The organism is Pseudomonas sp. G5(2012), assembly GCF_000408945.1.
Taxonomy (GTDB): Bacteria; Pseudomonadota; Gammaproteobacteria; order Pseudomonadales; family Pseudomonadaceae; genus Aquipseudomonas; species Aquipseudomonas umsongensis.
In genome coordinates, this window is record NZ_APIO01000038.1 from 1 (window position 1) to 17,131 (window position 17,131).

The 17,131-nt window shown below is 57.0% G+C and carries 14 protein-coding genes; 3 read left to right on the forward strand and 11 right to left on the reverse strand.

Features of this window, described 5'->3' with window-relative positions:
• Nucleotides 1-178: 178 nt before the first annotated feature.
• The 8 genes from PG5_RS12640 to PG5_RS12670 form a co-directional block, all read right to left on the reverse strand.
• The gene (locus PG5_RS12640; RefSeq protein WP_020797520.1) at nt 179-1,459 is read right to left on the reverse strand and encodes an MFS transporter; all 1,281 of its coding nucleotides are present in this window, start codon (nt 1,457-1,459) and stop codon (nt 179-181) included.
• Nucleotides 1,456-3,900 carry a lantibiotic dehydratase gene (locus PG5_RS12645; protein ID WP_020797521.1) on the reverse strand — a complete coding sequence of 815 codons (2,445 nt, stop codon included), beginning with the start codon at nt 3,898-3,900 and terminating at the stop codon, nt 1,456-1,458. Before PG5_RS12645 ends, PG5_RS12640 begins: the two co-directional genes overlap by 4 nt.
• A gap of 3 nt (nt 3,901-3,903) precedes the next feature.
• Nucleotides 3,904-4,707 carry a hypothetical protein gene (locus PG5_RS12650; RefSeq protein WP_020797522.1) on the reverse strand — a complete coding sequence of 268 codons (804 nt, stop codon included), beginning with the start codon at nt 4,705-4,707 and terminating at the stop codon, nt 3,904-3,906.
• Nucleotides 4,697-5,611 carry a DUF692 family multinuclear iron-containing protein gene (locus tag PG5_RS12655; protein WP_020797523.1) on the reverse strand — a complete coding sequence of 305 codons (915 nt, stop codon included), beginning with the start codon at nt 5,609-5,611 and terminating at the stop codon, nt 4,697-4,699. Before PG5_RS12655 ends, PG5_RS12650 begins: the two co-directional genes overlap by 11 nt.
• A 64-nt stretch (nt 5,612-5,675) precedes the next feature.
• The gene (locus PG5_RS34440; RefSeq protein WP_020797524.1) at nt 5,676-5,831 is read right to left on the reverse strand and encodes a TglA family RiPP precursor; all 156 of its coding nucleotides are present in this window, start codon (nt 5,829-5,831) and stop codon (nt 5,676-5,678) included.
• Nucleotides 5,832-5,841: 10 nt separating this feature from the next.
• On the reverse strand, nt 5,842-6,915 hold the full coding sequence (locus PG5_RS12660; RefSeq protein ID WP_020797525.1) for a M50 family metallopeptidase: 1,074 nt from the start codon (nt 6,913-6,915) through the stop codon (nt 5,842-5,844).
• Nucleotides 6,916-6,983: 68 nt separating this feature from the next.
• A complete protein-coding gene (locus tag PG5_RS12665; RefSeq protein ID WP_050511616.1) occupies nt 6,984-7,901 on the reverse strand; it encodes a bifunctional 2-polyprenyl-6-hydroxyphenol methylase/3-demethylubiquinol 3-O-methyltransferase UbiG in 918 nt (305 codons plus the stop codon).
• A gap of 13 nt (nt 7,902-7,914) precedes the next feature.
• Nucleotides 7,915-8,661, reverse strand: coding sequence for a methyltransferase domain-containing protein (locus PG5_RS12670; protein ID WP_042955361.1), 747 nt, complete (start codon nt 8,659-8,661; stop codon nt 7,915-7,917).
• A gap of 454 nt (nt 8,662-9,115) precedes the next feature.
• On the opposite strand from PG5_RS12670, the gene PG5_RS12675 reads away from it, so the two are divergent.
• The 3 genes from PG5_RS12675 to PG5_RS12685 are packed head-to-tail and all read left to right on the forward strand — an operon-like array spanning nt 9,116 to nt 13,298.
• Complete coding sequence (locus tag PG5_RS12675) at nt 9,116-10,825, forward strand: FAD-binding protein (RefSeq protein ID WP_020797528.1); 1,710 nt, start codon at nt 9,116-9,118, stop codon at nt 10,823-10,825.
• Nucleotides 10,826-10,833: 8 nt separating this feature from the next.
• The gene (locus tag PG5_RS12680; RefSeq protein ID WP_020797529.1) at nt 10,834-12,528 is read left to right on the forward strand and encodes an FAD-binding protein; all 1,695 of its coding nucleotides are present in this window, start codon (nt 10,834-10,836) and stop codon (nt 12,526-12,528) included.
• Nucleotides 12,525-13,298, forward strand: a complete 774-nt coding sequence (locus PG5_RS12685) for an SDR family oxidoreductase (protein ID WP_020797530.1) — start codon at nt 12,525-12,527, stop codon at nt 13,296-13,298. The genes PG5_RS12680 and PG5_RS12685 overlap by 4 nt, the downstream gene beginning before the upstream one ends.
• A 143-nt stretch (nt 13,299-13,441) precedes the next feature.
• On the opposite strand, the gene PG5_RS12690 is transcribed toward PG5_RS12685, so the two are convergent.
• The 3 genes from PG5_RS12690 to PG5_RS12700 form a co-directional block, all read right to left on the reverse strand.
• Complete coding sequence (locus PG5_RS12690) at nt 13,442-14,545, reverse strand: hypothetical protein (protein ID WP_225441839.1); 1,104 nt, start codon at nt 14,543-14,545, stop codon at nt 13,442-13,444.
• A 121-nt stretch (nt 14,546-14,666) separates the two neighbouring features.
• Nucleotides 14,667-15,446, reverse strand: a complete 780-nt coding sequence (locus PG5_RS12695) for a hypothetical protein (RefSeq protein ID WP_042955362.1) — start codon at nt 15,444-15,446, stop codon at nt 14,667-14,669.
• The coding region (locus PG5_RS12700) for a glycoside hydrolase family 19 protein (RefSeq protein WP_042955363.1) at nt 15,439-17,131 on the reverse strand (1,693 nt) is incomplete at its 5' end. The genes PG5_RS12695 and PG5_RS12700, both read right to left, overlap by 8 nt.

The following is a 17,131-nucleotide window of genomic DNA, read 5'->3' on the forward strand; positions in this document are numbered from 1 at the left end:
GAATGCCGCCAGGGACGCTCCGCGTTCCGCTGACGACGCATGATGTGAGCCGTGCGCAACGGTGACGCGGAGCGTCACAAGATGCATTCCCACGCTGTTGGGTTAGAACATTCGTTTCGGGTCGTCGTGACGTCAAAATCGACGTGCATCCAGTACCCATCATTCGGCAGTCATAGTTCTACCGCGCTACCGCGATTTTCAGTTCCCAAGGTTTAAAACTCAGCCACAACAAGACCCCCGGTACCTGCAACGCGATCATCACTCCCAGCGACCACCGATAAGCCTCCACCGGGTGCCCTTGCCCAGATGCTGGCCACAGGTTCAGAATTTCTCCCATCAACCACTGCAAGACGAACGCCAGCACGAATACCACCAGGTTGAACGATGAACTGACCCGCCCGGCAAGCTCAGGCGACACAGACTGAGCCACGATCGCGTAGTTCATGGTGGTGGAGGTGCCGAAGAAGCTGAAACCCATAGCAATCAGTAGCGGCGATACAGGTAGGCCGCTGATCATCAGTAATTGAAATGCGATGAAGATTGAAACCCCGCCACCACACACCATGATCGGTTGCACACCAAAGCGCCGCAGGTAGTCGGTGATTGAGCCGAAGGCCAGCGAACCTGCCACCATCGCCACGGTACCCCAGAGCAGGATTTGGGCCATGCTGGACTCATCCAAATGGGCTACATCGCGTAGCCAAGGCCCCATCCATAGCGACAACACTGACATGTAGATCGCATGGGCAAATACCGAGTACAACGCCAGCCGCCAGAATACCCATGAGGAGTAAAGCGTCCCCACGGCCTTGGACATTTCGCCGAGGGTGGTGTGTTTGGGCTTGTAGGTGCGCGGCACGCTCCGATGAATGACTACGCAGACGAACAAAGTCAGCAGCGCCAGAATCAAGAACGCTTCACGCCATGTGATCCACTTGAGCAGTTCATGCAAGGGTGTGGTGGACGCCATTGCGCCCAGGCCGCCCACCGATAACAGGCATGCTGTACTCAGTGGCAGACGTTCGGCAGGCAGCCAGATGGCACACGCCTTGATCGCGCTCATCAGCGAACCAGCAACGCCTAGACCGATGAGTCCGCGACCAATGATCAGGCCCAGTTCGGTATGGGAGAAGCTGAAAATCAGCGAGCCCAACACAGCGAACAGCAACATGGGGGCCTGCACGCTGCGCGGACCGTAGCGGTCGAGCATGACACCCAGCGGAATCTGCGCTGCGGCGAACGTTAGAAAGTACACGCCGGTCAACAGGCCCAGGCTGCTGGCGGGAAGCAGCAGCTCCCGTTCCAGATCCGCATAAATCAAGGCGTTTACCGTGCGAAACAGGTAGGACACAAAATGACCTAAGCCAAAGGGGATGAATATGGTCAAGAACAGGTACAAAAACGAATGTTTGGCTTCCTGATCGGCTTTTGCACAAGAGCCTGAATTTTCATTACTCATGTCGCAAGAGCCTCGCATGTGGAAAAGGTTGTGCGTATTTCACAGCAGAAACGCCCCCGCTCTTCTTCAAGCCAAAGCTCATCAGGGCTCGGTCGCATTTCTGAGAACTTTACGTGGACAGCGTTCTTCAGCGCATTGGTGATGCCCTCCAAGGACAACGGGTTATCAAAGTCGAGGAACAGCGGTTTGGGTTCGGTATCGATCTTGACGAACGCATAACGGGGCAAACCATGATCGGCAGCCCAGGCGCGCCATTGCAGAGTGTGTTCGAGCTCGTCGACCGAGCCTTTCGGCGTTGGCATGTCATCTCTGGTAAATAACCAGGAAGCGCGCTTGTAGAGGGTGCGGCCAAACCAGACACGTCGGTGCTCGTGTTTGGTCACGGTACTGCCAGCCAAGGCGAAGCCTAGCCGGTGCATGGGAGTCGAATATACGCACAGCAAGTCTTCGTTGAACTGTCCAAGGGCGTCGACCACTTGCAGGCGATCATTCACTCGCAGCACTTGTGCCCTACCGGCAGCAAACCGCTGATTCGCCGCAACACAACCGCCACCCGATGGCAGCACCAATTGCAAGTAAGAAGACTGCAAAGGCCAGTCGATATGCGAGCGTTGATAACTGGTGGGTGAATCCGCCAGTATCAGACGAGGTTGTTGGAAAATCGCCTCTACCTGCTGATTTATCTGAGTATTGAACGGTCCGAACGGCGCGGCTACGGGTTGGCTAAGAGTATGAACTGCGGGATGCACTTCACCCACGATGATTTCATAGTCGCCGCGATTGAAGGCCTCCATCGACGCACTGGAGATCATGATATCCGGGGAGTGGTAGTCGCTGCCAAAGACCTCGAAGCCAGCTACATCCATATTGGTATCCAACAGGATGATCAGGCGTTCGATGTCCGCGTTACAAAGGTGTACTTCGGAATGCTTTGGGAGGTCCTGCAGCAGTTGCGTCCAAGCCGTTTCCAGGCGCTGATCGAGGTTCAGGATGATTTGCGCTTCAAGTGTCGGTAACAGAGGAGCAAGGGTGTTGAGCAGGTCGAGAAAATCAACCGGCTTGCCGAGGCTGACAGCCTGGCGCTGCTCCCAGACATCAACGAAAGCCACATTGAGTTGATGCGCGATGGCTTTGATCAGCCACTGATTGATGCGCATCAGCGGCGCCAGTTCTTCGTTGACGTGGCTGAGCATGGCCTGGCCGAGGCTGATGTCCATGTTTCTTGAACAATCCTCGTACACCGGGTAACGGCCGACATACATGGCGCCGGTTTCCCGGCTGAGGTCGATCCCTGCCTCGCCCAGCAGATGGTTCAAGCCCTCCAGGCATTCAGTCCGGCGCAACAGGTCGCCGTGGGCATAGTCACTGCGCAAGCCCTCCAATGCTTCAAGGCGCGCTCGCCAGACCTGGCTGAACTCATCGGATACCCGCGCGGTGGCCAAGTATCGTTGCAGCCGCACAATGGGGTTACGCTCACGAGGAGACATTTGCCAGCCGCGACGCACGATCCGTTTACTCACCAAATGTTCCAGCAGGTCGTGCAGTGTGCTGACCGCGACTTCCGAACAGACGCTCAACATCCCGACAAAAGTGGGTTCTTGACCCTTTTGCTCGCTGATGTAATGCAGTACCTGCGCGGTTTGTGGGTTGAGGCGCTGGCTTTTGCCAATCGGCATGAACAGGGTCTGTTCCTGCAAGTAGCAACCGGTATTGAGCTGCAGGGGCATGCGGTCGGTGTCTGGACATTGTTGGTTGATCTGTTCGACCAACCGTTGCACCACCCAATTCTCGAAGAGGGTGTGGCGATCCTTGATCCACACCGTGTCATCCTGGGTCAGCTGCACATTGACCATCTGGCGGGTATCGAACCTGCCCCAGGCCAATGGACCGAAAAAACTTGAGGTATCGTTCTTGGCACAGAATCGTTGCGCGTAACTCCAACCCAAACGCAGCTTCTGTTTTTTGCGGGTATCGTTTCTACCGTGCCGATCCTTGATCAGCTCACGGATGCGTGTCAACGCCGATGGGTTGGATATGAACAAGGCCTCGGCTACCGCTTCGTCGTCCAGGAAGTCGATCAGCCCTTGGCGGGCGCTCTCCAGATAGGTGTTGTACTCATGATCGGTACCTTCTCGCGCCGAGGCCCGCTCCAACAAGCCGTTCCAGCGCCGCAAAGCCTCACTCAGTGGTTCGCGCAGTGCCTGCGGCAGGTCGGAGGGTTGCAAGGCTTGGCCTTCGTTGAGTTTGCGGATGAATTTGCGGCAGGCCTGGGGTGAGTGTGAGTTGGCCTCTTCAAGCAACGTTGCCTTCAGTGCTTGCAATGAGCGGAAGTCTTGTTCAAAGGCGCGGCACAATGGCAACTCGGCGAATCGGCCCAGATTCGTCAAGTGATGAATGGGAAAACCGGTCGAGCGCAGCCAGAAGTACTGTGAGCTTTCCATGGTCTAGACCGGCATCCTAATGGCGTTGAGTTGATGAAGTTTGCCGAGCAGTGCAATGTCCTCGCCGCTTGGTTGGGCGGCTGTGGAGCCCAGTATCTGCGTCAAGGTGACGAGTGACTGTGGTTGCTCAAGACATCGATAGAGATACGTCGCGCGCGGGCTTATGAGCGTGAATTTATGGCGGGTCTCAGGGGTGGGCAAATACACCAGGATGTGTTGGCTGGTTCCCTCCGGGCTGCTACGCCCCAGCAGGCTTTTATCACGCAACCACTGCGACAACGCATAGCTGCTCTGGTAAATGCGTGCACTGTCGGTGCGCTGATATTGGCCCGGCACCACGGCGCTGGCTTTCACCAGTCCGGTGTAGAGGTGCACACATTCGCGTTCAAGCCCTATCAGGTCACGAATCTGCGGGTAATCAGCGAGCTCCTGGCGCTCAAGTAGAAAGTCCAGGACCGCATCGCAATAGCCATAAACTCTTGGCCCGTAATCAAACCACTTTTGTTGACGCAGGAATGCCTTGGAAAGGGTCGGCAGATCCAGCCCGATGTTGATCAGTGCGCGCAAAGTCAGCGGGGCGCCGGTTTCCAGTGCATTGATAAAGGAGTTGACCAAGCGGAACTGATAGTTTTCGACGAACCATTTCACCCTCTCAAACTGACTGGCGTAGGTATGCAGAATAGCCCGCTCGTTATCGGGGAAGTTTTGCAGCCATTCAATCGCGCCCTGAGCTTCGTACAACTGTTGCTGCAGCATTTCATCGCGTAGCAGGCGTCGCCATAGCCTCCAGACCTGCTCAGCGTCCATGCGTCAGTTCCTGTACTGGTTTGGTGTAGTAGTTCCAGATTTTCTGAGCACGCCGCACATCGGTGACAATCATGTGTTCGTCGTTGGCGTCCATCACTCGTGTCAGCGCATGGTGGGCCTGTCCCTGGTATTCCAAGATGATCGCCGAGGGTCGGGTGCGGGACATGAGTTCCTGGTACAGGTCCCAAACAGGTTCGGGCACACACGAGTCATGCCAGTCGTGGTAAAGCCCCTCGTGCCAGCTGCCACCCGCCAGATGCACCGAGATCACCTTGTCCAATGGCAAGGTGTCGAGGTAGTCGTGCAAGTCGAAGTTTTTCAGGTTCAGATGGTTGGTGTAGATGTTGTGCAAGTCCAGGTGCAAAAAGGTGCCGGACTGCTGCACGAGCCGGGCCAAGAACTCGGCTTCACGCATTTCAGCGCCTGGGCATTGCAGGTAATAGGCGGCGTTTTCATGGGCCAATGGCATCCCATAATGCGCCTGCAAAGTCTTCGCGCGTTCGGCGCAGCGGAGCACCTCTGAATTGGAAAACTGCAGCGGGCTGCTCCAGATATCCAGCCAGGAGTTGTCGCCATAAAAACAATGGTTGGCGACCCATGGACTGTTCAGCATCTTGGCCAGGGGCACATGACGTTGCACTGCGGCGGTTTCTTCGAGAGGGCTGAAACCAAAGTCGCAGCCGTAATTGGAATGCGCCAGTAATGTGAATTTCTCAGCCAGCCGATTGATCATCGCCTGAGCCCCAGGCTTGATAATCTGCGGGCCATCCATGGGGGCCATGATGTTATCGAGAAGGATTTCCAGCACATCGACTACGATCTCCTCAAATGGAAACCAGTCCAGGATTTCGGGGTTGTACTGGATACCCACACCAATTGGTTCGGGCTTAACGAAGTGAGCCATGTGGTTGCCCAGTCTGAGGAAGGGGGCGGCTCCCTCGACGTAAAGCCGAGGAGGCGCGGAGCGATCAGGCGAAAACTTTGCTTTCGATGATTTCGATATCGTCGAGGTCGAACTCCTCGAACGGCATATCGTTGAGGGCTTGCGGCGTGATGCTGGCAGTGGGGTCGGTGGTAAGTTCATCCGTGTTGGCGATAGCCGGGGTCACTGTAGGTTGGGTCATGACATCATCCTTATGGGTGGTTGAAAAGGCGAATCAGGGTGGCTGCGGTGAGGCACCAGGCGATTACCCAGCCCAGGCAGGTCAACAGGAATGTGCTCCAGTAGAGCCTGCGCAATGCAGGGGAAACCGCTTCCAGCGGCGCGGTGCGCCAATGGCGCTTTACATAGTTGAAAGCACGTTGGCGCAGACGCGGTTGCCCGAGAACCTCGGTAATAGCCAGGTACGTGTCGCCATTGAAGATGGGCAGCAGCGTCGGAATGAGGGAAATAAACGAAGCCACGATCATCACCACAAAAAGACCGGGCAAAACCCCTTGGGTGTCACGGAACATCGCCCACAGGACAATGCTCACGCCTGCATACTGGAGGCTGACCAAGGGGCCTGCCAGAATGGTGATCACCCGTTGGTTCAGTGGCAGCTGCGACCATTGCGCCTGTACCGGACGTACCCAGCCGGTGGCCAGCAACAAGTAGATGCCGATTCCGAAATCGTTGACCTTGACCCCATAGTGACGACAGGCCAATGCGTGCCCCAGTTCGTGAAGGGCGATAGAAGTCAAAATGACCGGGAAGTGCCAGAGCAACCAGCGGTAGCTGTGGATATAGGTCTCGCCAGCATCGGCCATGAACGTACTGAAGTGCACGCCCAGGTATACGAAACTCGCTAGGGCCAATGCCAGTAACGGCAAAATGAATGCCGCGCGGCAGCACCAGGGCGCCAACCGGTAAATATGATCGAGCAGTGGCTGCGGGTTGGTTTTCACCAGGTTAATCAGCAAATACTCTTTCAGCGGGCCGTAGGTTATGCCCGTGGCTGGGTCACGCAGGTCCTTTTTATGAGCGGTTTGATCGCTGCTCAGCAGTTTCAGTTTGAGCAGTTTGCGCTCGAACTGCGCAAGCTTCTCAGGGCTTACCTTGATTCGATACTGAACAAGGGCGGCGTCGGCGATCTCTGGAAGGCTTCGCTGACCAGTGAAGAGCAAAGCAAGCGAGTACTCGGCCTTGCCCAGTTCAAAGCCGATATCGTTACTGGGATCGTAGAGGTTATAGCGCCAAGTGACCGAGTCTGCTGGCAGTGGCGTCACAACCAGGTCATCCCTAAAGCAGGAATGAGCTTGGGCGCTCGAGTTTTCGAGAGCATGGACCGAGGTACTCATGCGCGAGCTCGCAACGCAAGGAGGCTTGGCATGTAAGTTTTCTGAAGGGCCATGCGGCCTTGGGTCTTAATGCTTTCGAGGTGCTCATTAGCACGCTGGGTAGAGGCTCGCCCCAGTACGAACACCGCCCCCGGCCGAGTGGGCCCGCATATGGGCTCACGGGTGGTCCGGATCGGTTCCCAACCATGCTGGCACATCAGGTACTCGATGCTGCTGGCACTCAAATAACGACGATGGTTATGGGTTAGAAACCCTTGTTCGATGCCATAACCCAGCGCGCGACCTTCAATCAACAGCAACCCATCCTCGGCACTGGCCCGTCGGCAAAGTTGCATGACTCGGTTGACATCATGAACATGTTCCAAAGAACCATTTATGATGATCAGGTTGTAATCACCACTGGGGCTCATACGTTCGGCCCCCACCAGATCGATGTCCAGGCCGATATTTTTGCCGTATTCTACATAGGCCCGGTCGGGATCATTGCCTCTTACTGTCCATCCCCGTTTCGCGAAGGGAATCATCAGGCCGCCGGAAGAACAGCCGACATCAAGCATTTTGCCTTTGGCGGGAAGCACATCCTGCAAGTACCGGCAAAGGTGTTCGCCGCGGCGTACCTGGTCCAGAAAGAACGCGCGCTCAGGTCCCGTATTGCCGAACAGGCTCAGGCGGTAGTATTTGTCGTAGTAAGCGTCGTAGAAAGCTTGATCGAAGCGGTATTGTTGGAAAATATGGCCGCAGTCCTGGCAACCGAGTACTGGCAATGCCACAGTTTGGTCACCGGGCCCTTGGACGCTTTCCAGTAAAACCCAATGGTCTTTGGAATTGCACAATTCGCAATTCATTTTCTGCGCACGAAACGTGTCTGGCATCTGCAGAAGTTGCAAATATTCTTGTTCTATGGTTGCGTTCATGATCACGTTCCGGTCACTTGATGCAGAAGAATCCTTCAAAGCAAATGTATTTGAAAACACTGGTTATATCCCTGAAGCCGGCACGAGATAACATGTCGATATTTCCCATCGTGGAAAAAGGCTCCAGTACACCTTTCAAACTTCTGGTTTTTGCCAGGATTTCATCGGCGCTATAGCCTTGGTCCCGCTTATAATCTACATACAGGCTGCTGAGGATGTCTTGAAAGCGTGCGTCTGGACCACGTACTTTTTCAAACATGATAAAACTACCACCCCAATTCAAGGACTCATAAATGCGATCGAACAAGGCTTGGCGAATGCGCGGGTGTACAAACTGGATAGTGTAATACGCAACTATCAGATCGCTTTTTTCATAGGGGAAACTCAGAATATCATCGGTGATGAAACTGACATTGTGCTGTGGCGATACGCTTAAAAGTTCATTCGCCTTGCGGGTCATGGCTTCTTCCACATCAATGCCCACCCACTTCGCCGATGCGAAATGGCGTTGTGCAAGTTGCCGAGTTAAGGTGCCGGTGGAACTGCCAAGTTCGTAGCAGGTGCTATCGGTTTTTACAAAAAAGTCGCTGAGCGACAGCACGATATCGTGTCCGTCCTTGTATTTGGGTACGGATTTCGATACATGGGTGTCAAAGTGTTCAGGTGTCGTGCCTCCGAAACTCCATGAGGCATTACTGGACTCTACACCATCACCAACGGTTTCATAGAGAGTGCCAAGAGAGGTCGTTAGGGCAGGCATGTATGTCAAATCCTTGTGCGATAGTATTAGCGCGCATTAGTGCAACTGAATTTTTTGCTCAAGTAGAGGCTATCCAGTTCTAATCAGTGTGTCATCATCATATTTGTGGGAAATAAATGTTTATTTTGTAGGGGATTTCCCAAAGCGTTCCATATAGGCGCATTAAGTAAAGGGTGTTGTGATCTGCCGCTGTTCCGTAATGTATTTAACACCTTGGTATTGGTGAAGGGGAACGTCAGAGTTCGACTGGTACAATCTGTGCTTAATGAAGCGGACAAAATCGAGGGCGCGCGGACTTCCTGCGACCAATCTACAGGGACAAGCGCCACCCCCCCCTAGTCCACTTTGACGATGAGCCCATCCCCCCGCACCCCCGATCATGGGGCTGCACTCCGCCAGCGCACCCTGCGTGGTCGGCGGTTCTTTCCTGACCTCAGCTAATGGCATAACAACAATGACGGCTCAAGTTCAGTCTCAGACCCACTACGACGTGATCATCGTCGGTTCGGGTGCAGGTGCGATGACTTCGGCGGTATTCCTCGCCGACCAGGGTTTCAGTGTGCTGGTGGTGGAGAAAAGCAACCAGTACGGCGGCACCTCGGCGATCTCCGGAGGCGGTATCTGGATTCCCAACAACCACTATTTCGCGCGCATGAAGGGCAACGACAGCTACGCCACCGCCCTGACTTACCTGAAGGCGGCAGCGGGCGAGCATGTCGGTGAAACGCGCCTGCGTGCCTACCTGGACAATGCGCCGAAGATGATCGAGCAGCTCACCCGTATCAGCCGGGTGCGCTACGCCGTGGCGGCCAAATACCCTGATTATTATCCGCACCTGCCGGGGGCTTTGCCCGGTGGGCGGACCCTGGATCCGGAGTTGTTCGACACCAGTCTGCTGGGTGAGGAACTGGCAAACCTGCGCAAGCCTTCGCCTTCGACCCTGCTGATGGGGCGCATCGCCTGGACGGCGCGCGATGCGCACAAGGCCATGGCCCGTAGCTTCGGCTGGCGCCTGCTGATCATGAAGCTGATGCTGCGCTACAAGCTGGACTTCAAATGGCGGCGCAAGAGCAAGATGGATCGTCGCGCGTCCTTGGGCAGTTCGTTGGTGGCGTCTTTGCGCCGCTCGTTGATGGACCGCAACGTGCCGCTTTGGCTCAACACCGATTTCTGCGGCCTGGTCACCGATAACGGTCGGGTCAGCGGCGTCACCGTGCGCCGTGACGGTGCCGAACTGCAACTGCAGGCACGCCACGGTGTGATCCTGGCCTCCGGTGGCTTCGAACAGAACCAGGCCCTGCGTGACCAGTACCTGCCCAAGCCAACCCGCAAGGCCTGGAGCGCGACACCGCCCGGCAACAACACCGGCGCGGCCCTGGAAGCCGGCATGGCCCAGGGCGCGGCCACCGCGCTGATGGATTGGGCCTGGTGGGCGCCGACCATTGCCGTACCGGGAGAAGACAAACCCCGGGGGATTTTTGCCGAGCGTGCGTTCCCCGGCGCCATCGTGGTTAACGGCCTGGGGCAACGCTTTGTCAACGAAGCCGCGCCTTATCTGGAATTTGTCGATGCCATGCATCAAGACAACCAGAAAACCGGCGGCAAGTCGGTACCGGCCTGGGTGATCTTCGACGCGCATTTCCGTTTCAACTATGCCATGGGGCCGTTGATGCCAGGGCAGATCATGCCCGACAGCCGCCTGCGCAAGGAGTGGCTCAATAACCTGTATTGGAAGGCCGACACTGTGGCTGGCCTGGCCCGACAGATCGGCGTCGACAGCCTCGGTCTGGAAGCCACCGTGGCCAAGGTCAACGACTATGCAGGCTCCGGTGTGGACCTCGACTTCGACCGTGGTGGCAATGTCTTCGATCGCTACTACGGTGACAGCAACATCAAGCCCAACCCGTGCCTGGCGCCCCTGCGCAAAGGCCCGTACTACGCCATGCGCCTGGACGCCGGGGACATCGGCACCAAGGGCGGCCTGTTGACCAACGAGCATGCCCAGGTGGTGCGCGAAGATGGCACCGCCATCGCCGGCTTGTACGCCATTGGCAACTGCTCGGCGTCGGTGATGGGCACCAGCTATCCGGGAGCGGGTGGCACCCTGGGGCCGGCGATGACCTTCGGCTATGTCGCCGCCAATCACCTGGCTAGCCAGCGTTAGGAGGGGCTATGTCAATGTCCGATAACCTCCCCAGCACCGATGTGCTGCCGCCCCTGCAAGTAACCGATGGCAGCAGTGTGGACTGGGACGAACGTTGCGACGTGCTGGTCGTCGGCTGGGGCGCGGCCGGTGCCTGCGCCGCGCTGGAAGCTCGGGCCCAGGGGGCCAACGTGCTGATCGCTGACCGCTTCACCGGCGGCGGCGCCAGCGCCAAGAGTGGCGGGGTGGTCTACGCCGGTGGCGGTACGCGTCATCAACAGGCCGCGGGCTTCAACGACAGCCCCGAAGCCATGTTCGATTACCTCAAACACGAAACCGGGGGCGTGGTGAGCGATGACACTTTGCGGCGCTTCTGCGCCGACAGTGTGAGCAACCTCGAGTGGCTGGAAAGCCACGGCGCGCCCTATGCCCACCAGATGCCACCCGGCGGGGGAAAGACTTCGTACCCGCCCGACGGCTACTTCCTCTATTACTCGGGCAACGAATTGGTGCCCGACCACGGCGGCCCCTTGCCGCCTGCACCACGAGGGCATCGCACCGTGGGCAAAGGGCAGGGCGGCGCGGTGCTTTTTGCCCACCTGAAGGCAGCGTGCCTGAAGGCCGGAGCGAAAACGCTGTTGCAGGCGGCGGCGCGACGACTGCTGGTCGACCCCCGGGGGCGGGTACTGGGTGCCGAGTTTTGGTGTATGCCCGAAGGCAGCAAGCAAGCCCAGTTGCACGCACGACTGTCCGCCCGCGCCGAACGCCTGCAGAACTTCGCGCCGGGCTATTGCAACAAATTGCGCAAGAAGGTCTGCCAGCTGGAACGGGATTTCGCCAGGCCCCTTCGGGTGCAGGCACGCCATGGCGTGATCCTGAGCACCGGCGGCTTCATCTTCAATCGCCAGTTGCTCGAACAGCACGCACCGAAGTTCCGGCGCAACTTCAAGGTCGGCGCCACCGGTTGCGATGGGAGCGGCTTGCGCCTGGGCGCCAGTGTCGGCGGCCAGGGCTCGGGGCTTGAGCGGGTATCGGCATGGCGCTTCATCAACCCGCCGTACAGTTGGCACAAGGGCATCGTGGTCAATCGCGAGGGCCGGCGCTTCTGCAATGAAGAAGTCTACGGCGCCACCCTCGGGCAACCCTTGATGGAAGAGCAGGGCGGCAAGGCATGGCTGGTGCTGGACGCGCCGTTGCGCAAGAAAGCCATCCGCGAAGCGCTGTTCGGCGGCTACTGGTGGTTCCAGAGTTTTCCGGCCTTGGCGCTGATGCTGTTCAAGGTGCGCAAGGGCAAGAGCCTGAGCGAGTTGGCCAGTGCGACCGCCATGGACCCCGCCGTACTGCGTGCGTCGGTGCTGGCCGCCAACGCCGCCGCCCGTGGCGAAGCGCCGGAGCCATTCGGCAAGTCCGAGGGCGGTCGCCAGGTGCTTGAGCAGGGGCCTTTCTATGCCTGCGATATCTCCGTGACCAATCCGGTCTTCCCCCTGGGCGCCCTGACCCTGGGCGGCTTGCGCGTGGATGAGCGCAGCGGCGCGGTGCTGGACCAACACGGGCAAGCCATCAGTGGCCTGTACGCCGCCGGCCGCAGCGCGTTGGGCATTCCCTCGCACCTGTACATCAGTGGCTTGTCCCTGGCCGACTGCGTGTTCTCCGGTCGACGAGCCGGTGCCGCTGTCGCGCGCACCCAGCAAGCCGAAACGATCCATACACACGAGATGACATGATGACCGACAACAAGAATGGCCGGGTTCACGGCAAGGTCGCGCTGGTCACCGGCGGCGCCAAGGGCATCGGCGCCGCGAGTGTGCGGCTGCTGGCGGCCGAAGGCGCCCAGGTGCTGATCAGCGACCTGGACGTCGAGGCAGGTCAGGCCCTGGCGATGGAGATCGGACCGACTGCAGCCTTCATCCGTCACGACGTCAGCAGCGAAGCTGAGTGGCGCCAGGTCATCGACCATGTGCGTGAGCGCTACGGTCGCCTGGATATCCTGGTCAACAACGCCGGCATCCTCATCGCCGGCTCGATCGAGGAAACCACCCTGGCGGACTGGCACAAGATGCTGCGAGTCAATGCCGACAGCGTGTTCCTGGGCTGCCGCGAAGGCATCGCGTTGATGAAGGACAGCGGTGGTTCGATCATCAATCTCTCATCCATCGCGGCCCTCGCCGGGCGCGACGACTACCTGGCCTACAGCGCCTCCAAAGGCGCGGTGGCGGCGTTGTCGCGTTCGGTGGCAGCGCTTTGCCGACGGCGCAAATTCCGCATCCGCTGCAACACCCTGCACCCCGACGGCGTCCTCACCGACATGACCCGCGCCAGCTTCCCCCAAGGCGTCGACCCGAACCGCCTGACCATCGACAGCGACCCGATGAACCGCATGTGCCTGCCTGAAGACGTCGCGGCCAGCGTGCTGTTCCTGGCCAGCGACGAAGCACGGGCGATCAATGGTGTGGAGTTGCGTGTTGATAGCGGGCAGATGGTGATGGGTATCTAGCGGCTCATGTGGCCACCGTAGGAGCCAGCGGTGCGGCGATCCGACTTGCCGGCGAACGCGACGCCGCGATGCATTTGCCGCACCGCCTCATCGTTCTTCGCGGGCAAGTCGGATGGCCGTCTGCTTGCTCCCATTCACCTATTTCAAAGTGCTGATACCGGCATCAACACCGTGCCCCACAGCCCTGCCGCACCACCAGCGCCACTGAAGATGAATTGCGGTCCTGCGCCACGCGCAATCGCCTGCGTCCCAGTTGCGATAGCTAGCCAAGGTGACGCGCAACCTGGATGACCCAACATCGCATCGAGATCGCACAACCCCGTTTTATTGACTGGCATGGGGACTTTACTCAGTACGCTCGCAACATCCACAGCCCGTTGCACGTCGATGCCCACTCGCCAAACCCGCTCGATCGATGTCGATTCAAGCGGCACCCAATCAAGGGCCTGGCGCGTGGCATAAAGCAGGTCATCGGAGGAGGGCGTGCGCTCCTGCTCCGGGCGGTGAAGATAAGCTATCGGCGCTAAGGTGGTTTGCGTCAGGCGGTTGCCAAGCAACAACCCGACGGCGGCTTCGGCGGTGCCCTTAGGCTGCTGCGGTGCAAACTGCACGGCCACCACCAACAGCAACGCCCGATCGCGGATACGCTGGTCGAGCCACAGGTCCAGTGCAGCCAGTCCGCTGCCATCGACAGGGGTAACGGGCTGGTGAATACCGGATTCGCGCCACGCCTGGCGCCAGGCTCGGCGCCATTGGTTCTGCGGCAAACCGGTATCGACGTCCAGCAACAGGGCCAGTGGTTGATCCGCAGGCAATTGCGCCAACGTTGGCGCCAGGTCGGCGAGCGTCTGCGCCCATATACTTAGCAATAGCGCTTCCGGATTTTCATCGGCATCGCAAGATAAACAACTATGGCGAAGTATTGCTCCATCCATTCTGGAGGCTTGGGACTTCAGCGCATTCGCTCCACTCAGCAGAGCCTCCAGTTGTATTGACGGTTCATCGCCAGGCTGCCGAAGCGCCGTCTGCAAACTCACGCCCAACACCTGTTGCGAGCGACGCCCTTGACGAATCTTTCGGGTCAGGTCTTCTTCACGCGCTTCATCCCAACCTTTGGCGGCACCATGCTCGCCAACGTATAACATCGCTCGCCCGAAACCCAGCACGCACCAGGCCAGGATTGGAAAGACCAAGGCCGCGCGCCAGAACTCCGCAGGCCGTTGAGGTAAGGTTTCATCGCCGAACAACAGCGTTCCTCCTGTGCCCAGCAAACAGAACAGCATCAGCAGGCCGAGCCAAAGTAAAAATCGAGGAGGTTGAGGGCACAGTGCGGGAGCAGGAATTTTGTCCAGTCTGATTGGCATAACTTCACCGGTTCACTGAAAAATTTATTGACCTACACTGCGCCCACTTCTTAATTATCTTCACCTTTGTTTGGTATAAAACCCTGCACCATCCGGCCGTCGTATCCTCCACTAGAACTCTGTCCCCTTTGATTAAATACATCTTGCTTGAATACTCCGGCAACGGCTCCGAACCGCCATCATGAAGAAATGTTTTTTCCATGATGGTGCCTGTGACTTTTTCGTCAGCAACGACGGTGCGAAACAAGGGCGAAGCAATTGCAGACTCAATACTTTTCTTATCTTTGTACGGGTACATATATGTTGATTGTCCGTGCTCGTCAATAGTATCCCCACCTATATCAAAAAAACGAGTGCGCTTTTGATCGGGAAGTAGAGAGTCTCCCTCCCACCTAAAAACACTGACGCTGTAAATATCACTCACGGAGTCCCACGATTTTGGCGCTTCCATGCGGTGAATAATAAATAGCGTTTCTTCGAACTTCCCTTCAGCTGTAAAGAAAAATGCGTCGGTGATTGTTCCTTCCGTGCCCGCGTATGGGAATTGAAAAATAAGTTTCGGTTTTTTAGATGGGGCGACTGAGTAAAGAGATATCTCGTCTGGATCGCTAGATAACTTTTTTTCGGCTCGAACATCTGATTTCGTGTAGGCGAAACATATGTCCAATCCATTTGTGCTCATGGATTTATAAGCTTCCCGAAGACCAACGTTGCTGCACTTTTCATTGCTTGCGAAAGCGGTCGATCCAAAGAAAAAACTTAGAAGTAAAATTAATTTAATCATTTCGCTTGCACCTACTATCAAAATTTGCATTAAATTTTTCAGTTATGTCCCGCTTGTATTTTTGGCGTTCTGACAAACCTGCCAACCCGATATTTATGGGGCGAGTCACCGCAGTAACACCTGCATCCCCATTTAGGGTCGGATCCTCCGCAATTGCGGATATGCGCCTTGCCTTCCAGAACCACAGTGCTGTTTCTATAGCGACGGCGAAATCTTTTTCCAATAGCTCTGGATTAGAGTCAATCGGTAGACCTGTGTCTTTGGCGCATTTCTTATAGGTTTCATAGTGAGTGAGATGGATTAACCCTCGCCCCCTGAAGTCTTTCCCTGGCTTTTCAGAATTGCCATAACAATGCAATCCGTAAGCTACATCGTTACCAATAAGATGCTCATCTATCCAGGCTAGTTTTTCTTCTTCACTTGAGAAAGAAAGCCCTTTTCTGGAGAATCCCGCATTTATTACAGTCGGAGACAGTCTGTAAAGTCTGGCGGCAGTGTATGTCCTCCTAGAGTAGTTTAGCGACTCTCTAAAATGTACAAACCCACCAGTCTCTTTTTTTGCTTGTGCTAATAGGTGGGTGATTTGCTCGCAACTGTCTAATCCGTACTTTTTGAACAAGTGTTTAGCTGCATCGACCATCGCACTGATAAAAAGCGGGTTTACTTCGTTGCCGCATATTTCGCTCAAAAAATCACTCGTTAATTTGAGCGTAACACCGCATATTTTGCAGCTCAGCATTCCGTTTACGGTGTTCGCGAAGTGACCAAGCATCCCAATCGGATGAAAGTGATAGGCACTCCCCCACGAAGGCAATCCCACCTTTTCCGCGACGTCCCTCCACCACCCCAGCTCTGCAATCCGCTGCTTCTCCGCGAGCCAGTTCAAGTGCGGCGTCGAGCCGCTATGACCAAGCAACTCATCCAACGCATCCCAGATCTTCGGCTGCTCAAACCACTCGCTTTCCTTGTACAGGATCATCTGCGAGATCGACTGCGCATGCGCCGGCAGCTCAAGGGCCGCTTGCAGTTCAGCGGCAGTCATCTTGCCGTCGCGGTTGCGATCGATGATCGCGTACAAGCGGTTTTTCATCGGGCCCTTGTCGTCCTTTTCGGCGATGGGGCGATAACGCTCGCGTTGTGCGTCGCTGAAGCCGCCGACGGCGCTGAGAAAAGAAGCCAGCATGTGTTTGGGTCGGCTGAAATCGATAATGACGTCATAGCCTTCCCAGTCCCACGGACTGACCCAAGGCGTTACGCCTGACTCTTCACACACCCAGCCATCGAGAAGATTGTTGTCGGCGTCGTGAAGCAGGTTTTCCAGGCGATACCAGGTGCGCGCGTTGCGCGTCGGGTTCGCGGGCACTTGGATTTTCCGGTCCGGGGGCAGGCCATCGAGCAATTTCTTGGGCACCAGCAAGTCGGCCGCACTGCGCGGGCTGGAATCACTGGCCATCTGCATTTGCGCAGCGGTGTGCCCTTCAGGCGCCACCACGGGGGTGCCCTTGGCCAGTTTCAGCCAGGTCCGGTCTTTTTCCGGCAGGCGCTCGGCCCAAATCCGACAGGCGTCAATGAACGCCTCGACGTCATCACCGCTGAACGTTTCCAGGTGCAGCTTCTTTTCCGGCTGATCCGCGTCACTGTCCTGATACAGACCGAGGTGGCCGATCAAGTCGCCTGCCTTGATC

What these genes read in the sequence shown, in the direction of transcription:
- PG5_RS12640 (WP_020797520.1), bottom strand. Translation starts at nt 1,459, where the DNA reads ATGAGTAATGAAAATTCAGGCTCTTGTGCAAAAGCCGATCAGGAAGCC.
- PG5_RS12645 (WP_020797521.1), bottom strand. Translation starts at nt 3,900, where the DNA reads ATGGAAAGCTCACAGTACTTCTGGCTGCGCTCGACCGGTTTTCCCATT.
- PG5_RS12650 (WP_020797522.1), bottom strand. Translation starts at nt 4,707, where the DNA reads ATGGACGCTGAGCAGGTCTGGAGGCTATGGCGACGCCTGCTACGCGAT.
- PG5_RS12655 (WP_020797523.1), bottom strand. Translation starts at nt 5,611, where the DNA reads ATGGCTCACTTCGTTAAGCCCGAACCAATTGGTGTGGGTATCCAGTAC.
- PG5_RS34440 (WP_020797524.1), bottom strand. Translation starts at nt 5,831, where the DNA reads ATGACCCAACCTACAGTGACCCCGGCTATCGCCAACACGGATGAACTT.
- PG5_RS12665 (WP_050511616.1), bottom strand. Translation starts at nt 7,901, where the DNA reads ATGAACGCAACCATAGAACAAGAATATTTGCAACTTCTGCAGATGCCA.
- PG5_RS12670 (WP_042955361.1), bottom strand. Translation starts at nt 8,661, where the DNA reads ATGCCTGCCCTAACGACCTCTCTTGGCACTCTCTATGAAACCGTTGGT.
- PG5_RS12675 (WP_020797528.1), top strand. Translation starts at nt 9,116, where the DNA reads ATGACGGCTCAAGTTCAGTCTCAGACCCACTACGACGTGATCATCGTC.
- PG5_RS12680 (WP_020797529.1), top strand. Translation starts at nt 10,834, where the DNA reads ATGTCAATGTCCGATAACCTCCCCAGCACCGATGTGCTGCCGCCCCTG.
- PG5_RS12685 (WP_020797530.1), top strand. Translation starts at nt 12,525, where the DNA reads ATGATGACCGACAACAAGAATGGCCGGGTTCACGGCAAGGTCGCGCTG.
- PG5_RS12695 (WP_042955362.1), bottom strand. Translation starts at nt 15,446, where the DNA reads ATGATTAAATTAATTTTACTTCTAAGTTTTTTCTTTGGATCGACCGCT.